This window comes from Ruegeria sp. YTSC199 (genome assembly GCF_059609725.1).
Genome location: NZ_JBXWMF010000015.1, coordinates 1 through 22,828, shown reverse-complemented (window position 1 = coordinate 22,828; position 22,828 = coordinate 1). Strand labels below are relative to the sequence as shown.

27 protein-coding genes are annotated in these 22,828 nt (G+C 59.2%); 9 read left to right on the top strand and 18 right to left on the bottom strand.

The window, feature by feature from the left end; translation table 11 throughout:
• Positions 1 to 4: 4 nt before the first annotated feature.
• The 3 genes from AC2FEE_RS15030 to prfA form a co-directional block, all read right to left on the bottom strand.
• Positions 5 to 583 (bottom strand): DUF4167 domain-containing protein, encoded by a 579-nt coding sequence (locus AC2FEE_RS15030; RefSeq protein ID WP_496866139.1) that lies wholly within the window; start codon positions 581 to 583, stop codon positions 5 to 7.
• A gap of 243 nt (positions 584 to 826) precedes the next feature.
• Positions 827 to 1,669 (bottom strand): peptide chain release factor N(5)-glutamine methyltransferase, encoded by an 843-nt coding sequence (gene prmC / locus AC2FEE_RS15025; protein ID WP_496866138.1) that lies wholly within the window; start codon positions 1,667 to 1,669, stop codon positions 827 to 829.
• Entirely contained in the window at positions 1,666 to 2,721 is a 1,056-nt protein-coding gene (gene prfA / locus AC2FEE_RS15020) for a peptide chain release factor 1 (RefSeq protein ID WP_496866137.1), read from the bottom strand. The genes prmC and prfA overlap by 4 nt, the downstream gene beginning before the upstream one ends.
• A 63-nt stretch (positions 2,722 to 2,784) precedes the next feature.
• Here prfA and AC2FEE_RS15015 point away from each other — a divergent pair, with 63 nt between their 5' ends.
• Positions 2,785 to 3,072 carry a hypothetical protein gene (locus AC2FEE_RS15015; RefSeq protein WP_496866136.1) on the top strand — a complete coding sequence of 96 codons (288 nt, stop codon included), beginning with the start codon at positions 2,785 to 2,787 and terminating at the stop codon, positions 3,070 to 3,072.
• Here the strand turns inward: AC2FEE_RS15015 and AC2FEE_RS15010 are convergent.
• The 4 genes from AC2FEE_RS15010 to AC2FEE_RS14995 form a co-directional block, all read right to left on the bottom strand.
• Positions 3,013 to 3,420 (bottom strand): DUF1499 domain-containing protein, encoded by a 408-nt coding sequence (locus AC2FEE_RS15010; protein WP_496866135.1) that lies wholly within the window; start codon positions 3,418 to 3,420, stop codon positions 3,013 to 3,015. The two genes, AC2FEE_RS15015 and AC2FEE_RS15010, sit on opposite strands and share 60 nt — an antisense overlap.
• A 63-nt stretch (positions 3,421 to 3,483) precedes the next feature.
• A complete protein-coding gene (gene speB / locus AC2FEE_RS15005; protein ID WP_496866134.1) occupies positions 3,484 to 4,431 on the bottom strand; it encodes an agmatinase in 948 nt (315 codons plus the stop codon).
• A 63-nt stretch (positions 4,432 to 4,494) separates the two neighbouring features.
• A complete protein-coding gene (gene speB, locus AC2FEE_RS15000; RefSeq protein ID WP_496866133.1) occupies positions 4,495 to 5,460 on the bottom strand; it encodes an agmatinase in 966 nt (321 codons plus the stop codon).
• 12 nt (positions 5,461 to 5,472) lie between these two features.
• Complete coding sequence (locus AC2FEE_RS14995; protein WP_496866132.1) at positions 5,473 to 6,636, bottom strand: M20 aminoacylase family protein; 1,164 nt, start codon at positions 6,634 to 6,636, stop codon at positions 5,473 to 5,475.
• A 66-nt stretch (positions 6,637 to 6,702) separates the two neighbouring features.
• On the opposite strand from AC2FEE_RS14995, the gene mazG reads away from it, so the two are divergent.
• The 3 genes from mazG (at position 6,703) to AC2FEE_RS14980 (ending at position 9,011) form a co-directional block, all read left to right on the top strand.
• On the top strand, positions 6,703 to 7,560 hold the full coding sequence (gene mazG, locus AC2FEE_RS14990; protein WP_496866131.1) for a nucleoside triphosphate pyrophosphohydrolase: 858 nt from the start codon (positions 6,703 to 6,705) through the stop codon (positions 7,558 to 7,560).
• A 63-nt stretch (positions 7,561 to 7,623) separates the two neighbouring features.
• Positions 7,624 to 8,565 carry a nucleoside hydrolase gene (locus tag AC2FEE_RS14985; protein ID WP_496866130.1) on the top strand — a complete coding sequence of 314 codons (942 nt, stop codon included), beginning with the start codon at positions 7,624 to 7,626 and terminating at the stop codon, positions 8,563 to 8,565.
• Positions 8,562 to 9,011, top strand: a complete 450-nt coding sequence (locus AC2FEE_RS14980; protein WP_496866129.1) for a GNAT family N-acetyltransferase — start codon at positions 8,562 to 8,564, stop codon at positions 9,009 to 9,011. Before AC2FEE_RS14985 ends, AC2FEE_RS14980 begins: the two co-directional genes overlap by 4 nt.
• A 49-nt stretch (positions 9,012 to 9,060) precedes the next feature.
• Here the strand turns inward: AC2FEE_RS14980 and AC2FEE_RS14975 are convergent, their stop codons facing one another.
• The 9 genes from AC2FEE_RS14975 to AC2FEE_RS14935 form a co-directional block, all read right to left on the bottom strand.
• Positions 9,061 to 9,228 (bottom strand): hypothetical protein, encoded by a 168-nt coding sequence (locus tag AC2FEE_RS14975; RefSeq protein ID WP_480589448.1) that lies wholly within the window; start codon positions 9,226 to 9,228, stop codon positions 9,061 to 9,063.
• A gap of 177 nt (positions 9,229 to 9,405) precedes the next feature.
• The gene (locus tag AC2FEE_RS14970) at positions 9,406 to 10,083 is read right to left on the bottom strand and encodes a haloacid dehalogenase type II (protein WP_496866128.1); all 678 of its coding nucleotides are present in this window, start codon (positions 10,081 to 10,083) and stop codon (positions 9,406 to 9,408) included.
• A gap of 59 nt (positions 10,084 to 10,142) precedes the next feature.
• Positions 10,143 to 11,420, bottom strand: a complete 1,278-nt coding sequence (gene eno / locus AC2FEE_RS14965; RefSeq protein WP_496866127.1) for a phosphopyruvate hydratase — start codon at positions 11,418 to 11,420, stop codon at positions 10,143 to 10,145.
• A 145-nt stretch (positions 11,421 to 11,565) separates the two neighbouring features.
• Positions 11,566 to 12,447: a DMT family transporter gene (locus AC2FEE_RS14960; protein WP_496866126.1), complete on the bottom strand. Its 882-nt coding sequence runs from the start codon at positions 12,445 to 12,447 to the stop codon at positions 11,566 to 11,568.
• A 137-nt stretch (positions 12,448 to 12,584) separates the two neighbouring features.
• A complete protein-coding gene (locus AC2FEE_RS14955) occupies positions 12,585 to 12,998 on the bottom strand; it encodes a Fur family transcriptional regulator (protein WP_496866125.1) in 414 nt (137 codons plus the stop codon).
• 55 nt (positions 12,999 to 13,053) lie between these two features.
• Entirely contained in the window at positions 13,054 to 13,776 is a 723-nt protein-coding gene (locus tag AC2FEE_RS14950) for an endonuclease/exonuclease/phosphatase family protein (RefSeq protein WP_496866124.1), read from the bottom strand.
• A 48-nt stretch (positions 13,777 to 13,824) separates the two neighbouring features.
• The gene (locus tag AC2FEE_RS14945) at positions 13,825 to 14,187 is read right to left on the bottom strand and encodes a cupin domain-containing protein (RefSeq protein WP_496866123.1); all 363 of its coding nucleotides are present in this window, start codon (positions 14,185 to 14,187) and stop codon (positions 13,825 to 13,827) included.
• A gap of 192 nt (positions 14,188 to 14,379) precedes the next feature.
• Positions 14,380 to 15,219, bottom strand: a complete 840-nt coding sequence (locus tag AC2FEE_RS14940; protein WP_496866122.1) for an isocitrate lyase/PEP mutase family protein — start codon at positions 15,217 to 15,219, stop codon at positions 14,380 to 14,382.
• A gap of 79 nt (positions 15,220 to 15,298) precedes the next feature.
• Entirely contained in the window at positions 15,299 to 16,717 is a 1,419-nt protein-coding gene (locus tag AC2FEE_RS14935; RefSeq protein WP_496866230.1) for a protein adenylyltransferase SelO, read from the bottom strand.
• Positions 16,718 to 16,804: 87 nt separating this feature from the next.
• On the opposite strand from AC2FEE_RS14935, the gene AC2FEE_RS14930 reads away from it, so the two are divergent.
• Together AC2FEE_RS14930 and AC2FEE_RS14925 are read left to right on the top strand one after the other, a co-directional pair.
• Entirely contained in the window at positions 16,805 to 17,224 is a 420-nt protein-coding gene (locus AC2FEE_RS14930; protein WP_496866121.1) for a cupin domain-containing protein, read from the top strand.
• Between the two features lie 3 nt (positions 17,225 to 17,227).
• The gene (locus AC2FEE_RS14925) at positions 17,228 to 18,115 is read left to right on the top strand and encodes a fatty acid desaturase (RefSeq protein WP_496866120.1); all 888 of its coding nucleotides are present in this window, start codon (positions 17,228 to 17,230) and stop codon (positions 18,113 to 18,115) included.
• Positions 18,116 to 18,180: 65 nt separating this feature from the next.
• On the opposite strand, the gene AC2FEE_RS14920 is transcribed toward AC2FEE_RS14925, so the two are convergent.
• Both AC2FEE_RS14920 and AC2FEE_RS14915 read right to left on the bottom strand, forming a co-directional pair.
• Entirely contained in the window at positions 18,181 to 18,603 is a 423-nt protein-coding gene (locus tag AC2FEE_RS14920; protein WP_496866119.1) for a GIY-YIG nuclease family protein, read from the bottom strand.
• A 9-nt stretch (positions 18,604 to 18,612) separates the two neighbouring features.
• Positions 18,613 to 19,668 (bottom strand): anhydro-N-acetylmuramic acid kinase, encoded by a 1,056-nt coding sequence (locus tag AC2FEE_RS14915; protein WP_496866229.1) that lies wholly within the window; start codon positions 19,666 to 19,668, stop codon positions 18,613 to 18,615.
• A 259-nt stretch (positions 19,669 to 19,927) separates the two neighbouring features.
• Here AC2FEE_RS14915 and AC2FEE_RS14910 point away from each other — a divergent pair, with 259 nt between their 5' ends.
• From AC2FEE_RS14910 to AC2FEE_RS14900, 3 genes are all read left to right on the top strand, one after another.
• The gene (locus AC2FEE_RS14910; protein ID WP_496866118.1) at positions 19,928 to 21,193 is read left to right on the top strand and encodes an MFS transporter; all 1,266 of its coding nucleotides are present in this window, start codon (positions 19,928 to 19,930) and stop codon (positions 21,191 to 21,193) included.
• A gap of 92 nt (positions 21,194 to 21,285) precedes the next feature.
• On the top strand, positions 21,286 to 22,539 hold the full coding sequence (gene tyrS, locus AC2FEE_RS14905; RefSeq protein WP_496866117.1) for a tyrosine--tRNA ligase: 1,254 nt from the start codon (positions 21,286 to 21,288) through the stop codon (positions 22,537 to 22,539).
• Positions 22,540 to 22,579: 40 nt separating this feature from the next.
• The coding region (locus AC2FEE_RS14900) for a hypothetical protein (RefSeq protein ID WP_496866116.1) at positions 22,580 to 22,828 on the top strand (249 nt) is incomplete at its 3' end.

The following is a 22,828-nucleotide window of genomic DNA, read 5'->3' as shown; positions in this document are numbered from 1 at the left end:
GCGCTTACTCGGCCGCTTCCGGCGCATCCCCATCCGTCTTGGGCGCATCCTCGGCAGGTGCTGCCTTGGGTTTGCGTGCCCGTGGCTTACGGGCAGGTTTTTCCTTTTTCTCCGGCGCCGGGGCCGGCTCGGCCCCTTTGTTTTCCGGCGTCTCGACCAAACCGCTTTCGGGCGCGGCCTCGCGTGCACCGAAATCCATCACGTCGGGCTGCGGCGCATCGGCCGGGTCGGCCTGGCGGGCCGCTTCACGTTCCTGACGTTCGGCGCGTTCACGGTCACGCTCGGCCTGCCGTTCGCGATTCTGGCGCTCCTGCTCCTCGCGACGCGCTTCCATCTCGCGCTGCGCTTCGCTCAGAAGGCGCAGGTAGTGTTCGGCGTGCTGCTGAAAGTTCTCGGCGGCCACACGGTCATTCGACAGCTGGGCGTCGCGCGCCAACTGATTGTATTTATCAATGATTTGCTGGGGCGTACCGCGCACCTTGCCTTCAGGACCCGAGCTATCAAAAACCCGGTTAACAACGTTGCCGCCAGAAGGACGATTGCGGTTATTCTTGGCCCGCGAGCGGGATTTGGAAGATCTCATCTTACTTTACGTCAGCCTTGTCATTCGGTGCCGATGAAGTCGCGTCCTGCACTGCTCAATGGCTTTAGCCGTCACGCGATGTCGACTTTTTTGGGCTTGGCGTCAGGGGCCCGCTGAAACAGCGTCAACCTCTCCGACTATCTCTGAGTAAGCATGTCCAGCGCGCGCAGACAAGAGGTTTGTCTAAAAAATCGCAGCTTTTTTACATTAATCGGCGCTTTTCGGCCTCACCTGACGCCGTGTTTACGGCATTCTGGCCAGAACTACACGATCACGGCCGTCCAGATCCGGGATGATCCGCGTTTCGGCCAATCCCGCTGCCTGAAACAAAGGTGCGACGCTTTGACCCTGCGTAGGACCGATTTCGACCAGAATCCGCCCGCCCGGCATCAGGTAATCCGGCGCTGCGGCCGCGATACGGCGGTACGCTCCAAGCCCGTCGCCTTCATCCGTCAAGGCCATGCGGGGCTCGTGCTCGCGCACTTCCGGGGACAGGTCGTTCATTTCGGACAGCGAGATATAGGGCGGATTGGAAACAATAAGGTCGAATTCCCCTTCTATGTTCTCAAACCAGTCCGAGTGCAAAATCTCGACGCGTCCCTGTACTTGATGCTGCACCGCGTTGGCGCTGGCTTGCAGGCAGGCGGATTCGCTCAGATCCGCGCCGATGCCAGTGGCGCTGGTGCGCTCGGCCAGCAGCGTGATCAGGATGCAGCCTGAGCCAGTGCCCAGATCCAACACATGATCGAACGGTTCACTCAGCGCCGCCTCGATCAGGGTTTCGGTTTCGGGCCGCGGGTCCAGCACGTCACGGCTTACTCGGAACTGGCGACCATAGAATTCACGCTCACCCAGCAAATGCGACACCGGCACCCGAATGGCCCGCAGCGAGATCAGCTGGTCATAGCGTTCGGCAATTTCGGGCGAGAGTTCCTCGGGTGCGATCAGCGTGACACGGCTGGCCTCGATCCGCGCGGCATGGGCCAGCAACACCCGCGCATCCCGCGCCGGATCGGCCACCCCTGCGGCACGCAGGCGCGCGGTGGCGGCGACCATTGCCTGCGCTGCTGTCAAAGCCGCGATCATAGCGCCATCTCCGCCAGCAAACGCGCCTGATCGTCGGCGGTCAACGCGTCGATCACCTCGTCCAGATCGCCCTGCATGACCTGATCCAGCTTATACAAAGTCAGATTAATGCGGTGATCCGTCATGCGGCCCTGCGGGAAATTATACGTCCTGATCCGTTCCGACCGGTCGCCCGAACCCACCTGACTGGCGCGATCCGCCGAGCGTTCGCTGTCGATCCGTTGCCGTTCCAGATCATACAAGCGCGTTTTCAGCACCTGCATCGCGATCTCGCGGTTGCGATGCTGGGACTTCTCGGAACTGGTCACCACCAAACCGGTCGGCATGTGCGTGATCCGAACAGCCGAGTCGGTGGTGTTCACGTGCTGCCCGCCCGCGCCGGAACTGCGCATGGTGTCGATGCGAATGTCATTGGCGTCAATCTGGATGTCCACATCCACGGCCTCGGGCAGAACCGCCACGGTGGCGGCCGATGTATGGATTCGCCCGCCGCTTTCGGTTTCCGGGACACGCTGCACCCGGTGTACTCCGGATTCGTATTTCATCCGGGCAAAGACATTATCGCCCTTTATATGGGCCACCACTTCTTTGATCCCGCCCAAATCCGACGCTTGTTCCTCGATAATCTCGAACTGCCATCCGCGTCCTTCGGCATAGCGCTGATACATGCGCAGCAGGTCACCCGCGAACAGCGCCGCCTCGTCGCCGCCAGTGCCTGGACGGATTTCCAGCATCGCAGGCCGCGCATCGGCCTCATCCCGGGGCAACAGCGCCAGTTGTAAAGCATGTTCCGCCTCAGGGATACGGGCCCGAAGGTCGGGGATTTCCTCTTCGGCCAGTTCTTTCATGTCAGGGTCGGTCAGCATCACTTCGGCCTCGGCCAGATCAGCAACTAGCTGCCGCCAGGCCATGATCTGATCGACCACTGGCTTGAGATCAGAATACTCTTTGGCCAAAGCCGCAATATCCCCGCCCGAGGCGCCATCTGCCATAGCCGCTTCGAGGTACTGGAATCGCTGGGTTATCTGTTCAAGGCGTTCTTCGGGGATCATCCGCGCGGTGTCTCTTAATCCGAGGCTTTGGTCAAGGGCCGTCCCTGTGCTAAGCTGCCGCGTATGACACGTTTGGCGCTTGTTTTCCTGCTGTGCGCGACCCCTGCCATGGCTGATGTTGTCGGCCCCAAAGGCAAGGTTCAGGACTGTTATTGCACCGATAAATCGGGATCGCGCATCGAACTGGGAGAGATGATCTGCCTGCAGGTGGATGGACGCATGTTCACCGCCCAGTGCCAGATGTCGCTGAACGTGCCGATGTGGCGCGAAGTGCAGGAAGGGTGTTTGTCGTCAAGGTCGCAGAGCAGCCAACCAGCCATCAATGCGGTTTCGGTTAACCCCAAAATCTGACCGCCCAAAACGCAGGCGGGCGTGGATGCGCAAGTTATCCACATCCTGCTGAACTGTTGTGTAGTCGGGAAAACCTATCACCTTGGTCCGGGTGACATAAGTGATCATCCCTTCCTCCAATGATCCGGCCAGCACGGTGGTACGCGGCGTACCCCTTGCAATGGCGTCCAGCCGAGCCAAGCCGTCCGGCCCGGTTTCAATCACCCGAATGACGCCGCCTCGCATGTCGAGGTCACTGTCACCCACGGGTACAACATGCCATATCCCGGGATCGGACGGGGCCAAACGAATATAGGCACCCAAAAGCACCACCAGACCGACGAACAGCCAAAACACCGTTATCTTCATCCCTAACCAGTTCTTTTCGCAAAAAATATGCGGACAGACGCGTTGGGCAAGATGCCGATCCTCTTACCGTGACGTCACGCCGGGCAAGATGCACAGCATCTCGAACAACAGGTTTGCGGCCGTCAGCGCCGTGTTACCCGTGGGGTCATAGGGCGGAGAGACTTCGACCAGATCACAACCCACTACGTTCATCCCGGCCAGCGCGTGGATCAGTTGCAGCGCCTGTGGTGTTGTCAGACCCCCGATCTCGGGCGTTCCGGTACCGGGGGCGAAGGATGGATCGAGGCTGTCGATGTCGTAGGAGATATAGGTCGGATGATCCCCGACAGTCTTTCGAATTTGCGACCCGATCTCGGTCAGGTTCTGCTGCCATAGCTCCCACGCCGGAAACTGGCGAAAGCCCCAGCCCCTGGCCTCGGTGAAATCCGACGCTGCATAGCCCGAGCCACGAATGCCGATCTGGAAGGTCTTGTCGGGGGCGATCAACCCCTCTTCATAGGCGCGGCGGAAGACGGTTCCGTGGGTCTCCTTCTCGCCAAACATCTCGTCATTCACGTCGGCATGGGCATCCACGTGGACCAAGGCTACCGGCCCCCGTTTAGCTGCTATCGCCCGCAGAATCGGGAGAGTGATCGAGTGATCGCCGCCCATGGCAACCGGGATCACACCTTGCGCCAAAATGGCGTCATAGCTTTCCTTGATGATCGTCAGACTATCGGCCAGCGAGAACGTATTGATCGCCAGATCGCCGATATCCGCAATTTGCAAGCTGTCGAACGGAGCTGCGGAATTGGCCATGTTATAGGGCCGGATCATCGCGCTTTCACTGCGGATCTGCTTGGGTCCGAACCGCGTTCCCGACCGCCATGAGGTGCCGATATCCATCGGGATACCCAACACGGCCACATCCAGACCCGCCAGCGAGTCTGTCTGCGGCAACCGCATGAACGTGTTCGGCCCGGAAAACCGCGCCAGATCGTTGCCGCTGATGGGTTGGTTAAACTCTGTCATGCCCGTATGTCTCCCGTCCGGCCTTTTGGTTAACCTGATACCGGAAAGATGGCTAACCAATGGTTAAGGCACCAGCTTGTTCCACCCCAGCAGGCAAATGATCTGTGTCGCCACATGTGCCCCGGCAATCGCCGTCGCCCCGGAGGTGTCATAGGGTGGAGACACCTCGACCACGTCCCCGCCCTTGATGTTGATCCCGGCAATGTCGCGCAGGATGATTTGCGCCTGAATAGAACTAAGCCCGCCCCAGACCGGCGTGCCGGTGCCGGGGGCAAAGGCCGGGTCCAGACCGTCGATGTCAAAGCTCAGGTAGACCGGGCTGTCGCCCAGAATGCCTTTTATCTTTTGTGCCACGGCAGCGGGGCCGGACTCGTAGACCTCGCGTGCATCGATGATGTTGACGCCCAGCGTATCCTCATTTGTGGTGCGGATACCGACCTGAACCGAGCGTTTGGGGTCGACGATCCCCGACTTCACCGCCTTGTAGAACATGGTCCCGTGATCCACGCGGGTCATGTCGTCATCGGCCCAGGTATCCGTATGCGCATCGAACTGAAGCAAGGACATCGGCCCATATTTCTCGGCATAGGCTTTCAGGATCGGAAAGCTGATATAGTGATCCCCGCCCAGTGAAACCGAGGCCACATCGGCCTCCAGAATGGCTCGGATATGATCGGTCAGCGTGTCGGGAAAAGCCGGGATATTGGCGTAGTCATAGGCCACATCCCCATAGTCCACGATTGCCAACTCGCTAAGCGCATCAAACGGCCAGCCATAGGGCGCATCCGGTGATTGCAATGCGCTAGCCTCGCGGATTGCGCGGGGCCCCAGCCGGGTGCCGGGGCGGTTGGTCACCGCCTGATCGAACGGCACACCGGTCACGGCAATATCAACACCCTTCAGGTCCTTGGTGTAAAGCCGCCGCAGGAACGAGGTTGCACCGCCAAAGGTGTTCTCGAATGACAACCCTTTGAGGTCCGGGTTGGTGAACGCCTCATCCACCTGATTTTTTGCGTCTTCCAGTGCCATGTCTTTCCCCTATCAGCCCAGCGGCTGCGCCTTTTCTACGATCCGCGCAAAGAACGAAGCCCCCACTGGCGCGATCTCGTCGTTGAAGTTGTATTTCGGATGGTGCCACCCGGCGCCCTCACCCTGCCCCAGGAACAGATAAGCTCCAGGGCGGGCGTTCAGCATATAGGCGAAGTCCTCAGCCCCCATGTTGCGGGTGATATCATCAACGACGTGATCAGACCCCGAGATATCCCGCGCGACACTTGCCGCGAAATTCGTGTTTCCGGCAGTGTTAATCGTGGCGGGATAGTGCACTTCGTAGTCCAGCCGCGCCTCAACCCCGTATGAGGCCGCCTGCCCCTGTACGATCTGCTCCATCCGCTCCATCACCATTTTTTGCACAGTGGGATCAAAGGTGCGTACCGTACCGTTGATATAGGCGGTGTCCGGGATCACGTTGTCCACCGTGCCAGTGTGGATTTGCGTGACCGAAACCACCAGATCGTCCAACGCATGGTGGTTGCGGCTTACAATGGTCTGAAGCGCCTGCGCAGTCCCGCAGGCCGCCATTACGGGGTCACGGGCATCGTGCGGCATGGCGCCATGGCCGCCGACGCCCTGAATATAGACGTGGAACGTGTCCACCGCCGCCATGATCGCCCCGGGCGTGGTGTGAAAGGCACCCACAGGGACGTTGGGTGCGTTGTGCAAGGCATAGACCTGAGAGATGTCGAACCGGTCCATGATCCCCTCTTCGACCATCACACCGGCCCCTCCGCCACTTTCTTCGGCCGGTTGAAAGATCAGCGCTACGCGGCCTGCAAAATTCCGTGTCTCTGCGAGATAACGCGCGGCCCCCAACAGCATCGCGGTGTGCCCGTCATGGCCACATGCGTGCATCTTGCCGGGGTTCCTCGAGGCGTATTCGACACCGGTCTCTTCGGGGATCGGCAGCGCATCCATATCGGCACGCAAGCCTATAGTCGGGCCTTCGCCCTGCCCGTTGATGATTGCGACGATCCCGGTTTTGGCTATCCCTTCGTGCAGCTCATCCACGCCAAATTCACGCAGGCGCTCGGCGACAAAGGCTGCCGTCTCATGGCATTCAAACTCCAGCTCGGGGATTGAATGCAGGTGCTGCCTCCACGCGGCCATATCGGCAGAGAAATCAGCAATTCGGTTGACGACGGGCATCTGGGGTGGACTCCTGATCCTGACTGCGGAATGGATGCATCTGACACCGGAAAGAAAGGGTTCGCAATGGCCGAAAATCCTCTGATCCATGACAGCGATGCGGGTATCGAGCGTTTGCTGGAAATCATGCGCCGCCTGCGCGACCCAAAAACCGGCTGCCCGTGGGATGTCGAACAGGATTTTTCGTCCATTGCCCCCTATACGATCGAAGAGGCTTATGAGGTCGCAGACGCCATCGAACGAAAGGCCTATGACGAGTTGAAGGGAGAGTTGGGCGACCTGCTGTTCCAGTCCGTCTTCCACGCGCAAATGGCTGAAGAAGCAGGGCATTTCAGCTTTCAGGATGTGGTACGCACGATGTCGGACAAGATGGTTGCCCGTCACCCGCACGTCTTCGGCGACGAATCCCGTGATAAATCGGCCGAACAACAGACCGTGGATTGGGAAACCATCAAGGCTTCCGAGCGCGCAGGCAAAGAGCAGAAAGGCGCACTGGATGGAGTGGCCGCAAACCTGCCTGCCCTGTTGCGCGCCCACAAACTGCAGAAACGTGCCGCCCGTGTCGGATTCGACTGGCCCGATGCCAGCCACGTGCTGGCCAAGATCACCGAAGAGGCCGCCGAGTTGGAAGAAGCCCGCAACAGCATGGATGCGGACGCGTTGGAAGACGAATTCGGCGATCTTCTCTTTGTGATGGTCAATTTGGGCCGCCATCTGGGTATCGAACCCGAGGCAGCCCTGCGCCGCACCAATGCCAAGTTCACGCGTCGGTTTGAGCAGGTCGAAGCCAGGTTGGCTGCGCGCGGAAAAACACCGTCGCAAAGCGATTTAGCTGAGATGGACGCACTCTGGGACGAGGTGAAAACCGAGGAGCATCGCGCCAATGGCAAACTCCCGCCTGTAGACGCTGCGACTGACGCCTGAAACCGCTGGACAAGTGCGGTGACACTTGCGAGTGTCCGCGCTTCAATACCCCGGAGGCAGAGCATGGCAGCCCGCAAAATTATCATCGACACCGACCCCGGACAAGACGACGCCGTCGCCATTCTGTTGGCGCTGGCCAGCCCGGAAGAGATTGATGTTCTGGGCATCACGGCCGTGGCCGGAAACGTGCCGCTGGAACTGACCGCAAAGAACGCGCGGATCGTCTGTGAATTGGCCAGGCGCACCGATATCCCTGTTTACGCTGGGTGTGATCGCCCCCTGAATCGACCTCTGGTCACAGCCGAACATGTGCACGGCAAGACCGGGCTGGACGGCCCTGTGCTGCCGGACCCCGAGATGCCACTGACCGATGGGCACGCGGTTGACTTCATCATCGACACCCTGCGCGCACACGAGACGGGAACGGTAACGCTCTGTCCGCTTGGGCCGCTGACCAACATTGCCACCGCTTTCCAGAAAGCGCCCGACATCATCGATCGGGTGCAGGAAATCGTGTTGATGGGTGGGGCGTATTTCGAGGTCGGAAACATCACCCCCACCGCCGAATTCAACATTTACGTTGACCCGGAAGCTGCTGAAATTGTGTTTAAATCCGGAGCTCATATCGTTGTGATGCCACTGGACGTCACACATGACGCACTGGTCACGAAACATCGCAACGATGCGTTTCGTGCGCTGGATTCAAAAGTCGGCCACGCTGTTGCCGAAATGACGGAATTCTTCGAACGGTTCGACAAAGAGAAATATGGCTCTGAGGGCGCGCCGCTGCACGATCCCTGCGTGACCGCCTATCTGATCCGACCCGAACTATTCTCGGGCCGTCACATCAACGTGCAGATTGAAACCCAGTCCGACCTGACTCTTGGAATGACTGTCGCCGACTGGTGGAACGTGACGGAACATCCGCCCAACGCCATGTTCATGGGAGAAGTCGACGCCGATGGATTCTTTGACCTGCTAACAGAAAGGCTAGCCCGCTTATGAGCGCCGCGCTGAAACTCGCCCGTCCCGATGATCTGGATCGCCTGATGGCGCTGGTTACGGCCTTTCACGCCGAGGCCGGAATTGAGCAGGACGCTGATCAACGTCGCGAGGCGCTGGCCCCGCTGCTTGAGGGTATCCCACACGGCTGCATCTACCTGATCGGACCCGGCCGTGCACCGTTGGGCTATATCGTCCTGACCTTCGGTTGGTCGGTCGAGTTCGGCGGCATGGACGGGTTTGTGGACGAGATTTACATCCGCCCAGCCGTTCGCGGACGCGGGATCGCGACCGAAGTTCTTCTGGACCTGCCCAAAGCCTTGGCCGGGGCTGGCCTGACCGCGCTGCATCTGGAAGTCGACCGTACCAACGAAGCTACCCAAAACCTGTATCTGCGCACCGGCTTCAGACCACGTGAGCGTTACATACTGATGACCAGAAAGCTCTGACGAACGCCCCCATCACGATCGCAAAGATCCATGATTGGCTCAAAAGCCCCTAGCGGGACTCGCCGCGGAAGATATACGTGGGCGTGTCCATTTTCTGTACCGGATCATTTGCAGAAACCGGATCGCCGGTGATCGGGTAAGTGTCCGGCCCTGCGCAAGCCGCCAAGAATACAGTGCCGATCACTGAGGCTACGAGAAGGAATTTAGAACCAGTCATGGTGTTCTCCTTTCTGTACTGTCGGCAGAATATGTCAGCTCAATTTGATACAAATAGGAAAAAGTTCACACATAACCTGATTTATGCTGACCAAAAGTCCGTTTATAGAAAAAGTAACTGCCTTTTTAGGACGTTACGCAATCAAAAAACTTTATGTTTTTCCGGACCTGAACAGCTCTAACCAAGCCTGCCGGCCAAATCTGCAAAATTTTCGGCGACAATATCCCAATTCCCTTCAGCCTGCAGATCATGGGATTGGGAAGGTCCGTGCTCGGTCGGGCGTGCCACAAATGCGGTTTTCAAACCGGCCTGCCGGGCCGCGTACAGGTCATTATTATGCGCTGCGACCATCATGACCTGATCGGGGCTCAGACGCAGCGCTGTACAACTCGCCTGATATACCTGAGGCTTGGGTTTGTAATCACGCGCAATCTCGGCCCCAAGAATACAGTCCCACGGCAGACCGCCATACTTCGCAAGTCTGGTCATCAACGCAATGGAGCCATTGGAACAGGGTGCGATGATCCGCTGCCGTTTCAGCACTTGCAGACCGGCAACCACATCGGGCCAAGGATCCAGTCTTTCCCATGCCGCCGTCAGATCGGCGGGGTTCGGCACGGTAACACCAAATCGGGTGGCGACGACTTCCAGGTTTTCACGATGCAGGTCGTCCAAAGGCACATAGCCCCTGCCCCCTTCACGGATGGTTGCCATGGACGGGTCATACTCTGCGCGCCACGCGTCAGCGAATTCCAGAGCGTCCAGATCCGGCAGAACCGCAGCCACTTCGCGCGCGATGGCACCGCGCCAGTCAACGCAAGTGCCAAACACGTCAAAGATCAACGCTTCTACCATGATCTGGTCCCCGTCCTGACAAGCCCTGCCCGGATTCAGGCAGGGCTGTTTTCGCCGGATTACCGCTTCAGGATCGAGGCTCCGGCGTATTCGGCAACCTCGCCCAGCGATTCTTCGATGCGGATCAGCTGGTTGTATTTCGCCAACCGGTCCGACCGCGCCAGCGAGCCGGTTTTGATCTGACCGCAATTCGTCGCCACCGCCAGATCTGCAATGGTGGCATCCTCGGTCTCGCCTGAACGGTGCGACATCACGTTGGTATAGCGCGCGCGGTGGGCCATATCGACGGCGCGCAGGGTTTCGGTCAGCGAGCCGATCTGGTTTACCTTGACCAGCATCGAGTTGGCACAACCGCGCTCAATCCCTTCGGCCAGACGCTCGGGGTTGGTCACAAACAGGTCGTCCCCCACCAGCTGCACTTCGCCCCCGATTGCGTCGGTCAGGGCCTTCCAGCCGTCCCAGTCATCCTCGGACATGCCGTCTTCGATCGAGATAATCGGGTAATCGTTGACCAGCGCCGCCAGATAGGCCGCGTTTTCTTCGGACGTCAGCGAGATGCCCTCACCTGCCAGAACATACTTGCCGTCCTTATAGTATTCGGTCGCGGCGCAATCCAACGCCAGATGGATTTCCTCACCCGGCTTGTAACCCGCCTTTTCGATGGACTTCAGGATGAAATCCAGCGCCTCGCGGGTTGAGGCGATGTTCGGGGCAAAGCCGCCCTCATCGCCAACACCGGTGACCAGACCAGCAGCCGAGAGTTCTTTTTTCAGAGTATGGAAGACTTCGGACCCCATGCGCACTGCCTCGCGGATATTCGCGGCCGAGGTCGGCATGATCATGAATTCCTGAATGTCGATCGGGTTGTCCGCATGCTCACCGCCGTTGATGATGTTCATCATCGGCACCGGCAGGACCCGCGCCGAGGTGCCGCCAACATAGCGATACAAAGGCTGCGTGGTGAAATCCGCCGCCGCCTTGGCGGTGGCCAGCGAGACACCCAGAATGGCGTTTGCGCCCAGGCGGCCCTTGTTCTCGGTGCCGTCCAGTTCAATCATTGCGCCGTCAATGGCAACCTGTTCGGTTGCGTCGAAACCCAATAGCTCTTCGGCGATCTCGCCGTTTACGGCAGCAACGGCTTCCAGCACGCCCTTGCCCATGTAGCGGCCCTTGTCTCCGTCACGCTTTTCCACCGCCTCATAGGCACCGGTAGACGCCCCCGAGGGCACAGCGGCGCGGCCCATGGTGCCGTCTTCCAGGATCACGTCCACTTCGACCGTCGGGTTGCCCCGGCTGTCCAGAATTTCGCGTGCGTGAATGTCGATGATGGTGCTCATGAGGCCCGTCCCTGTGGCTGCAATAAGTTGCATGCCTCATAGCATCACCGGGTAAAAAGTAAACCGTTCACGTTATCGCTAACACCCGCATATTCGAACCTTTAGGGCTAACAGTATCCTGTTTGCGCCAACGTGCGACGATCCGTCAGGCCGCGAGCGCCATCTCGCGCGCCAGCTTACGCTCTCGGATAAAGGTGTACATACCCGACCCCATGATCAACGCTGCCCCGGCCATGGTCATGAAATCAGGGCGTTCGCCGAACATCAGCATCCCCGCCATGATAGAGAAGATCAGCCGTGTATAGCGGAAGGGCGTCAGGGCCGAGGCCTCGCCGATCCGCATGGCGGTGACGATGCCGTAATATCCCAATACGCCAAATCCGACAGCGCCCAGATATGGGCCAATTTGCGCCGATTGCAGCGGAATGACGGGCTGCGCCGAAAACACCATCAGCGCCACACCCGATACGGCCACCGCAAGATAGGCCTGCAAAGCCACAACCGATGACGCGACCCGCGGATCAAGCTTGCGGGTGATCAGGTCTCGCGCGGCGATGGCGAACACGGTGGCGACAACAAACAGAGAGTCAGGCTGAAACCCGTCGAAACCCGGTCGTATGATCATCAGAACACCGATGAAACCCAGCCCGATCGCACTCCACCGACGCCAACCGACTTGCTCCCCCAGAAACAGCGCCGCGCCCATGGTGACAGCCAGCGGCATCGCCTGAAACACGGCCGCCACGGTGGACAGATCCACCAGCGACAGAGCGGTGACAAAGGTCAGCGCCCCAACCATCTCGGTCGCAGCGCGGGCCAGCGGCAAGGGTTGCCAGGCCACGGGATCAAGGATGCGCTTGCGGGTCACCGCAGCCAACAATCCGAAAAGCAGACCACAGACCACGCCCAGAACAACCATGATCTGACCGGTCGGCACGGTGACCGACAGCAGCTTGATGAACATATCCTCAAGCGCAAAAGCCGCCATAGCACCGACGACCAGCAAAATGCCGTTTACGTTGTTCATGGTCATTTCCGTAAAACTTTGCGGCCCTATTCGCCGCCCCTTACGTCACCCAATACGCAAGACACCTGTTCAAGCAAGCATTATCCGAGGGGAAATCATGATTTCCCGTTGGCCTGCCGTTCGCGTTTGGTGATGGATCAGTCCTGATCCAGCGGCACGCCATACAGTTCCAGCCGGTGGCCTTTCAGCTTATAGCCCAGCTTAGCCGCGATTTTTTCCTGCAGCGCTTCGATCTCGGCGTCGACGAATTCGATCACCTCGCCCGATTGCATATCGATCAGGTGGTCGTGGTGGTCGCGCTCGGCATCTTCATATCGTGCGCGCCCATCACCGAATTCCAGACGTTCCAGAATTCCGGCTTCTTCGAATAGTTTCACGGTGCGATAGACGGTGGCGATGGAAATTCCCGAATCCACCTTGGAGGCGCGGGAATAGAGCTCCTCGACGTCCGGATGATCTTCGCTTTGTTGCAAAACCTGCGCGATCGTGCGGCGCTGGCCGGTCATGCGCAGGCCTTTGGCTTCGCATCGGGCGATGATCGTGTCGGACATATGTGATCCCCAGAGTAGTTCGGGTTTCTGTCTTAATACGTCTGGGCGGCTGGCGCTACCGGGGAATTGCTGTTTCCCGCGCCGCCCGCAAGTCGGCCCAGATCGGCAGGTGGTCGGAGGCGATATGTGCAGGTCGCGCGTCGTGGACGCCATGCACCACGGCCTCAAGCCCCACGCCCAGCGCGATCCGGTCCAACGCCCCCAAGGGCTGCGCGGCCGGGAAGCTGGGAACGGGCGGCAAAAAGCGCATATCAGGGGCCAGATGATCCAGCACCGGCTGTCGCGACCATTCGTTGAAATCGCCGGCCCAGACGGTGGGCATATGGTCCAGATCGTCATCAAAACGACGGATATGGGTGATCTGCTGGCGCCGGGACGCAGGCAACAACCCCAGATGCATTCCCATCACCCGCAACGGTCCAATTTGCGTGTCGAACTCCACCCGTACCGCGCCCCGCGGTTCCAGCCCCGGCAGGTCGTGATGACCGGTGTGCCGTACCCGGATCGCGTCGCCGCGCCAGATAACGGCGTTACCGTGCCACCCCAAACTGCCCGCGCCGCCCAGATCGACAATCTGCCACCCGGCCTCATCCAGCATGAAATGCGGCAAGGCGGCTGGACGCGGTGGCAATCGTTTGTCGGCCTCTTGCAGCACCACGATGTCGGCTTTCATGCTTTCGATAACCTGCATGATGCGTTGCGGCTGCCGCCGAAAATCCAGACCAACGCATTTCTGGATGTTATAGCTGGCGATGCGCAGGGTTGAGGATTGGGTCATGGATGTCCTGTGATTGGCATATAACAGTGCGCGGCAACCCGGTTTCTCTCAAAACTGCGTAACCATCAAATTGACGGGCTCGCCCCCTTCGGCGGACGAGGCATGACCCGTTCCGGTGATATCCTCAGCCCAGAACAGATCACCAGCCGTAAAGTCGCGGACCTCACCCGACCCCGCCTGAACGCGAAATGTACCCGACAGCACCGTCGCAAGCTGCCGCTTGGGAGAGCGGTGCTGTATCCCTTTCCAGCCTGCAGGCAATGTTAGGAAGACAAAGCGCGAGGCGTCAAACGCGTTCGACGCGTGGAAAGGCGCGGCGGGCGGGGCAAAGGTCTTGAGTTCCAGATCAATGTCCCGGTCTTCAAAATACGAAACGCCCTCTGCGTCTTCCAACAACAAGGAGTAGCGCATGATATGCTCCTTAAACTAAATTAGAGTTTTCCCCTGAAACACCCATTATGCAGCATTCTTCTTTGAGGGTAAGGCGGAGGGCGGTTGGATCTGGCGTTTCTTCCAGTTCTTCCCCTGTTCACATGGTACGGCATGGGAACTCTCATTCATTCCCACATTTCGACTTCTCTGCAGTTGCGTATCAAAAGTAAGTCATCGACGATCCGATAACTTGCGTTGCGACATCACCGCGCTGATTTCATCTCCGGACATCGCATCACGGGCATAAGTAAAGGTTCCCTTGACCCTGACTTCACGCGCGGCACGCTGTAACGCCCCGAACGCAGCGCGGGCGAATGACCCTCCTACGCTGATCCGCCTCACCCCGGCCTCTGACAATTCCCCGACGGTATAAGACGGAGCCTGCAGCCCCATGACAACATTCACGGGTTTATCCAAAGCGCTGCATACGGTTCGAATAGCGTCGATATCCGGAAGACCGGGCGCGTATAAAACATCAGCCCCAGCATCCGAGAACGCCTGCAGGCGCTTGATTGTGCCAGACAGGTCATTTCGACCCCACAGGAAACTCTCGGCCCGGGCGGTCAACAAAAAAGGTTTTCCCCGAACAGAATCCGCAGCCGCGCGAATGCGGTCGACCGCAATGGATAGCGCGTAGATCGGATCACTTTCATCACCTGTCGCATCTTCGATGGACCCACCGACCAAGCCGACCTCGATTGCCTGCGTGATCGTCTCAGCGCAGGTTTCGGGAGCAGCGCCAAACCCGTCTTCCAAATCGGCAGTGACCGGCAAATCCGTTGCCTGTACAATTTCGGCCGCATTCAACAGAATTTCCTCTCGCCCAAGGCTGGCAAATGAATCCCGCTTACCATTGGAAAAGGCGTATCCGGCACTTGTGGTTGCCAACGCATCAAACCCCATGCTGGCCAGCAATCGCGCAGAGCCCGCATCCCAAGGGTTTGGCATAACAAACGCTTCATCCTTTTCGTGGAGCGCTTTGAAACGTTTGAATTTTGTATCCTGGTTCACGTCGCATCCTCTCGGCAGCGGGAAGTATAACTATCCGGAACAAGCTGAGAACCGTTTTCTCAACCGTTTGAAGCCCAACTCACGTCCCGCAGAACGTCGCGTGGACCACTTCCTTTTCGGTCGGAGGATAGGTCAGATCGACCGCCTCGGGCTGATCGGTGTAGGGCCTGGAAAGAACCTTGGTCAGACGATGGAACGGGGCATAATCCCCCTGAACGGCGGTCTGTATCATCTGCTCGACACGGTGGTTGCGCGGGATGAATGCCGGGTTGGCGTCGTTCATCACCGCCTGTGGGTCCTGTTCCCGTTCCAGTCGTGTTTGCCAGCCAACAGTCCACGCTTCATAGGCCTCGGGCTTCAGGAACTGATCGCGGGCCTTATCACCTCCCAGCGCCCGGAACGTGTTGGTGAAATCGGCGCGACTTTCGGCCATACGGGCCAGCAGATCGGTGATCAGAGCTTCGTCGCCCTCCTCTTCGGTGGTCAGCCCAATCTTGGCCCGGAACCGCCGCAGCCATTCCTGATGGATCAGACCAGGCATGGCGTGCACGATCTCGGTGGCCTCTTCGACAGCGGCTTCGGGGTCATTGACCTGTTGGATCAGGGCGGTGGCCAGTTGCGCCAGATTCCACACCGCAATGTCCGGCTGGTTGGAATAGGCATAGCGCCCCATCTGGTCGATCGAACTGTAGACCGTATTCGGATGATAGCTGTCCATGAAAGCGCAGGGTCCATAGTCGATGGTTTCCCCGGCAATCGAGCAATTGTCGGTATTCATCACTCCGTGGATGAACCCCACGCTCATCCACTGTGCGATCAACCGTGCCTGCGCATCCCGCACTGCGCGCAGCAGACCCATTGGTCCCTCGACACCCGGATAGTGCCGGGCAATGGCGTAATCGGTCAGTTTCCGCAGGTTGTCGGTCTGCCGGCGTCCGGCGAAGACCTGAAACGTCCCCACACGCAGATGGCTTAGCGCCACGCGGGTCAGCACCGCGCCAGGCATCGGGCCTTCGCGGAAAACGATCTCTCCGGTCTCAACTGCCGCAAGGGCGCGGGTGGTCGGAATGCCCAGCGCGTGCATCGCCTCGGACACCACGTATTCGCGCAGCACTGGCCCCAACCAGGCCCGGCCATCCCCTCTGCGGCTGAACGGTGTAGGGCCAGAACCCTTCAGCTGGATGTCCCGCCGGATGCCATCCGTTCCGACCGTCTCACCCAGCAGAACCGCGCGCCCGTCGCCAAGCTGAGGGTTATAGCTGCCAAACTGATGTCCCGAGTAAAGCTGCGCAATCGGCTCAGCCCCCTCGGGTAGCGTGTTTCCAGCGAATGTCTCGGCCAACTCGTGCACGTCACCAGGGGTGACACGCAGAATGCGCGCCAATTCCTCGTTGAACGCCACCAGACGCGGCGCGCGCACCGGTATTGGCGCTTGCCGCGCATAGAAGCTGTTGGGAAGGCGGGCGTAACTGTTGTCAAACGGGATCGTCAGGGTCATGTCGCAAACATATTGCTGAACCACACGAATACCATAGCGGATCGCACCTGCGCGTGCATAATCACCGCAAATGACAATGAGGCCCCAATGACCGCGCAAGAAATCATCGATCACCTGAACCTGTCCCGCCACCCCGAGGGGGGCTGGTTCCGCGAAACGTGGCGCGCGGATAACGAAGGCCGCGCCACTGGCACATGCATCTATTTCCTGCTGCCAAAAGGTGAGCGCAGCCACTGGCACCGCGTAGATGCGACTGAGATCTGGCTGTACCATGCCGGTGCCCCACTGACCCTGTCGCTCAGCCCCACGGATGAGGGCCCCGCGACCGACCATCTGCTGACCCCGGACCTGACCAAGGGTGCACCGCAGGTCATCGTGCCCAAGAACCACTGGCAATCAGCGCAGACCACCGGAGATTACACTCTGGTCAGTTGCACCGTCTCACCCGGGTTCGAGTTCGACGGGTTTGTTCTGGCCGCGCCGGACTTTGATATTCCTCGCGGCTAAGGCATGGATCACCGCGAACTCATATCGTCGATCCCGCCCGAGGCGAAAGACAACTTGCAGCGTCGCTCGAACACAGCCGGGCTACGGCATCTTGCGCTTTACGTCGCTGTGCTGGCGGTTACGACCACCTGTATCGCGCTCAAGATTCCGTATTGGTCTGCGTTCTTGGTGCTCCAAGGGGTGCTGTTGGTCTTCCTCTTTACGCTCAGCCATGAATGCACCCACAAGACACCGTTTCGCAACGGATGGCTGAACGACATCATCGGGCATCTGGTCTCGATCCCTATAGCCCTGCCTTTCAAATGGTTTCGATATTTCCACCTGGCGCATCACAAATGGACCAACCACCCCGAAAAAGACCCCGAGCTTGCGGGCAAACCGCGGCCAAACAACTGGCCCGAGCTATTGGTCTATCTCAGTGGTTGGCCCTATTGGACCGGAATGGCACAGACTCTGCTGCAAAACGCCTTTGGCCAGATCGATGCGCCCTACCTGCCCGCCTCCCAACACCGTGCTATGCGGGCCGAGGCTCGGTTGTTGTTAGCTCTCTACACCTTCGCATTTCTCAGCCTGTTCTACACGCCGCTTTTGTTCTGGTTGTGGCTCTGTCCGGTCCTGATCGGGCAACCTTTTCTGCGCCTCTACCTGTTGGCCGAGCATGGGTTATGCCCCCCGGTTGCCAACATGCTGGAAAACTCGCGCACGACTTTCACCAACCGTATCGTCCGATTTCTGGCCTGGAACATGCCGTATCACGCGGAACACCACGCTTTTCCGAATGTGCCTTTCCATCAGCTGCCTACCTTACACAAATGGACTCTGTCTCATTTGAAATCGACCTCGAATGGGTATTCGAAATTTGCAGGTGAGTATGCACGGTCTCTCAGATGATTTTTCAACTTTGGATGCCCTTTCACTCCCCAAAAGACAGTATCATGCAACGACCGTGCCCATTGTTACGCTCGCAGGTTCCAGGCCGGTCTGGCTTCAGGTGACTTCAACAACGCATGCTCCTGTTCAACATAGTCCTTGCAAGTCCGCCATCTGAAAGAAACATGACCACCTTCGGACAAGATGGAATTGATCTTGGCGTTGGTTCGGCACTTTTGCAGTTGCCCGCCCTTAAACGGATGCCGTGGGGAAACCGTACCGTATTGAGTGCTGAGGCGGTTGTGCAGGTTCTTCGCCCTGCCGATGTAAACAACCACGTCATTAGCCAAGATCCAGTATATCCCCGAGGTTTTCGGTGCATTGATCATGAACGAGCAATAGGGCACATCATACTCTGCCCCAATGGCATAACCTTTTGGGTTCGAGAAACGGTCCTGCGGTCTGAGGTTCAGGTCTGCGACAATGCTCTGTTCACTGTCGAAATTCATCTCTCAACCTCAAACCGCACTCAACACTCCGCCCCCAACCAGCGCCTTGACCCCAGTCGTACCCGGGCACGAGGTTGGCAGACCACGCGCCACGCGCACGGCCAGATAGGCAAATGCCTGCGCCTCGAGCATGTCGCCGTCCAGACCCACGGCCTCAACCGGTTCAACCGGACACTCGAGCGACACCCGCAGCATCTCCATCAGCACCGGGTTGTGGCGTCCGCCTCCGGTCACCAGCACGCGTGAGGGCGATTTCGGACAGTGCTCCATCCCCTGCACCACGCCGGCTGCACACATGCCCGTCAGGGTGGCCACTGCATCGGCGTCAGAAAGCTCCTGCACCAGTCCGATCATCTCGGCAAAATCGTTGCGGTCCAGCGACTTTGGCGGCATCCGGGTAAAGAACGGCTCGGCCAGAAACAGCTCCAGCGCCCCGGTTTCAACCGTCCCGCCCCGCGCGACTGCGCCGTCGCGGTCCATCGGCAGGCCAAGCCGGGCCTGCATCAGGTCGTCCACAGGCGCATTTGCGGGGCCAGTATCGAACGCCAGCAGCGCACCCGGCTTTTCGGGCCCGTCAAAGCTGGGGTCTACATAGGTCAGGTTCCCGACCCCACCGAGGTTCAGAAAACAAAGCGGCTCGGCCGCTCCGATCCACTTGGCACAAGCAAAGTGGAAGAAGGGTGCCAGCGGAGCGCCCTCGCCCCCCATCGCCACGTCATCGCTGCGGAAATCCCAGACCACTGGCACGCCCAGCGCTTGCGCCAGACCTTTGCCATCACCCACCTGCAACGTCCCCTGTCCGCTTGGTTCATGCGCGAGGGTCTGGCCGTGGAAACCGATCAAGTCGACGTCTTCGAACTCCGACAGCGCCTCGGCATGGGCAATGGTCACCAATTCGGCCGCCCGGTCCACCGCTGGGCCGTGCCATTGGCCAAGGGCGGCGCGCAGATCGGCGCGCTCGGCATCGGAATAGGCGCGATAGCCGCTGGGGCCAAAACCGATGATCCGGTATCCGTCGGTTTCGACCACTGCCGTATCCACACCGTCCAGCGACGTTCCAGACATCGCACCCAGGGCCTTGATCGGCCCGCTATTCCTGATGGCCCGGTTCACGCTCACCTCTTGTGTTTATTGGCGTCGTCTGCTCGACGCGGCGCGCCAAACCTGCACGTTTCAGGCAGTCCAAGGCAAGCCAGAATGCACCTTTCGCGTGTATTTTTGACGCAACCTGCGCGCCTGCAACCACATCGCACCCATCGGGACAGTTGCACGAAAGCACGGGCTGAGTAACCATTGAGGCTATCTGTATCTCAAACGGACAGCCATGACGGACACACAGACACCTAAGCAACCCGCCGAGGGGCGCAATTACCAGTTGATCTTTTGGTCCGGATCATTGGCGACGATTGGCGGACAGTTGGTGAACCCCAATCTGGTGCTGCCGTTCCTTTATCTGGCCCTGGGCGCACCGACGTTTTTCGCCGGATTGCTGTTGCCTTTCGTGACCGGGTCGCGGCTGATCGCCGAGATTTTTATGTCTCCATTCATCAATCGGGTGACCCGCGCGAAATTGGCTGTTTACGTGCCCAACATCCTGACCGCCGGGATTCTGGCCATCGTGGCCCTGTTCGCGACCAATCTGCCCAATTTAATGATAGTACTGCTGTTCCTCACGACCGCTTTGGTCATGGGTTTGTGTCAGGGCATCACCAGCCTGGGCACCAGTCAGATTTACGGCATTTCCGTCCCCAATGAAAAACGCAACCGGATGGTATTCGCGCAGGCTACGATCTCGGGGATTCTGGCCATCCTTGTTGTCTGGGTGACCCGAGACCTTCTGGCCTCGGACCAACCGATGCAGCGCCATATCGTCGTTCTGTGGTGTGGGGTCATTGCGATGTTCGCCGCCGGGGTCAGCTTTGCCGGTGTCCGCCTGCTGGAACAGGAACAGGCCCACGCGCCAGCTCCGAAGGCAAAACCAAAACCACTGGCCGAGCTTGTGACCGGGTTCAAAACCGGCATGGCCTATGGGTGGTATCGCAAGTTTCTGACGGCCCGACTGATCTTTGTCTCGGTGGAACTGGCTATGCCCTTTTACACGATCCATGCGGCGACGTTCCATGTAGGGACCAAACACTCGCTGAGTTACTTCGTCATGGCGGCCAGTCTGGGGATGGTGCTCGGCTCCATCATCTGGGGCTGGCTCAGCGGACGAATCTCGGTCAAGCCGGTGATGTGGCTCGGCTGCCTGATCTCGGCGGTTTCGGCCATCATGGCGCTGGCCTTCACCTTCATGGGCTATGCGCAGAATGTCTGGATCTATGCGCTGGTCATCCTGCTGCTATCACTGGGCGGGAACGGGGTGATCTACGGGCGCTACCTCTACATCATCGAAATGACCTCGGAGAAAGAGCGTCCGTATCTGGTAGCCCTCGGTGACGTGAGCGCAGGGCTGATCGGGATGGTCTTTGCCGCGATCCTTGGTGCAGTGGCGCATCTACATGACCCGGTGACGCCGATCATTGCGCTAGCGGTGCTGAACCTGATCGCGATGTTATACGCCTTTCGCCTGCCTCCGACCAAAAGCTGACACATGCCCGCGTATTGTTGGAAAAGGTGCCTTTTCCTTACCCAAAGCGCCGCCTATACAGTGCCCCGCAACTTCAACCCAAAGGGCACGCTATGACCTACCATCCCAAATCGGATTTCATCGCCACGATGATCGAGCGCGGCTTTCTTGCCGACTGCACCGATTATCAGGGCCTTGACGAAGCGCTGATCAGTGGATGCAAGCCAGCCTATATCGGCTTTGATGCAACGGCCAAGTCGTTGCATGTGGGCAGCCTGATCCAGATTATGATGCTGCGCTGGTTCCAGAAGACCGGCCACCAGCCGATCACTCTGATGGGTGGCGGCACCACCAAGGTGGGTGACCCGTCCTTCCGCGCCGATGAGCGCCCCCTGCTGGGCCCCGAACAGATCGACGAAAACATCGCGGGCATTAAAAAGGTGTTCTCGGCCTATATCGACTATGACAGCGACGCCGAAAACAAGGCGCTGATGCTGAATAACGCCGAGTGGCTGGACGACCTAAACTACCTCGATTTTCTGCGCGATATCGGGAGACATTTCTCGGTCAACCGGATGCTGAGCTTTGAATCCGTGAAATCGCGGCTGGACCGCGAGCAGTCGCTGAGCTTCCTCGAGTTCAACTACATGATCCTACAGGCCTATGACTTCCTCGAGCTGAACCGTCGCTACGGCTGTGTTCTGCAAATGGGCGGCTCAGATCAGTGGGGCAATATCGTAAACGGCATCGACCTGACCCGCCGCGTGCTGGATCACGAGATTTACGGTCTGACTTCGCCGCTCCTGACCACCAGCGACGGCAAGAAGATGGGCAAATCTCAGGACGGAGCGGTCTGGCTGAACGCCGACATGCGTTCGCCCTATGAGTTCTGGCAGTTCTGGCGCAACACCACCGACGCGGACGTCGGGCGGTTCCTGAAACTCTACACCGAAATGCCGGTGGATGAGTGCGATCGCCTGGGTGCACTGCAGGGGTCCGAGATCAACGAGGCCAAAATCCGTCTTGCCAACGAAGTGACCACTCTGGCCCACGGTGCCACAGCCGCCGCGACCGCCGAAGCGACCGCGCGCGAAGTGTTCGAAAAAGGCGGTGTTGGGGGCGATCTTCCCACCCTGACCCTCAGCCCTGCTGAGCTGGGCGACGGCATGTCCATCGTGCAGATCATCGTTAAGTCGGGTCTGGCGAAGTCGGGGAAAGAGGCAAAGCGCCTGATCGCCGAGAACGGCGCCAAGCTGGATGACGCCCCGCTGACCGATGCAGGACTTATGATTGACGCGGGCGCCTTGTCGTCTCCGATCAAGCTGAGTGCCGGCAAAAAGCGTCACGCGCTGGTGCAACTGGGCTGATACAGGTCGCCGCTAAAGGAACTAACGGCCACCTAATCGGGTGGCCGTTTTCATTGCCGTTTATAAAGCGGGTGTGGTGTCCCGGGCGAGGTTAGCGCTTACCGCCGCCTTTGCCGCCACCGTTACCTTTGCCGTCACCGCCTTTTCCGCCGCCTTTGCCGCCACCTTTTCCGTCGCCGCCTTTGCCGCCGCCATGGCCGCCACCTTTTCCATCGCCGCCTTTGCCGCCGCCATGGCCGCCACCTTTTCCATCGCCGCCTTTGCCGCCGCCATGGCCGCCACCTTTTCC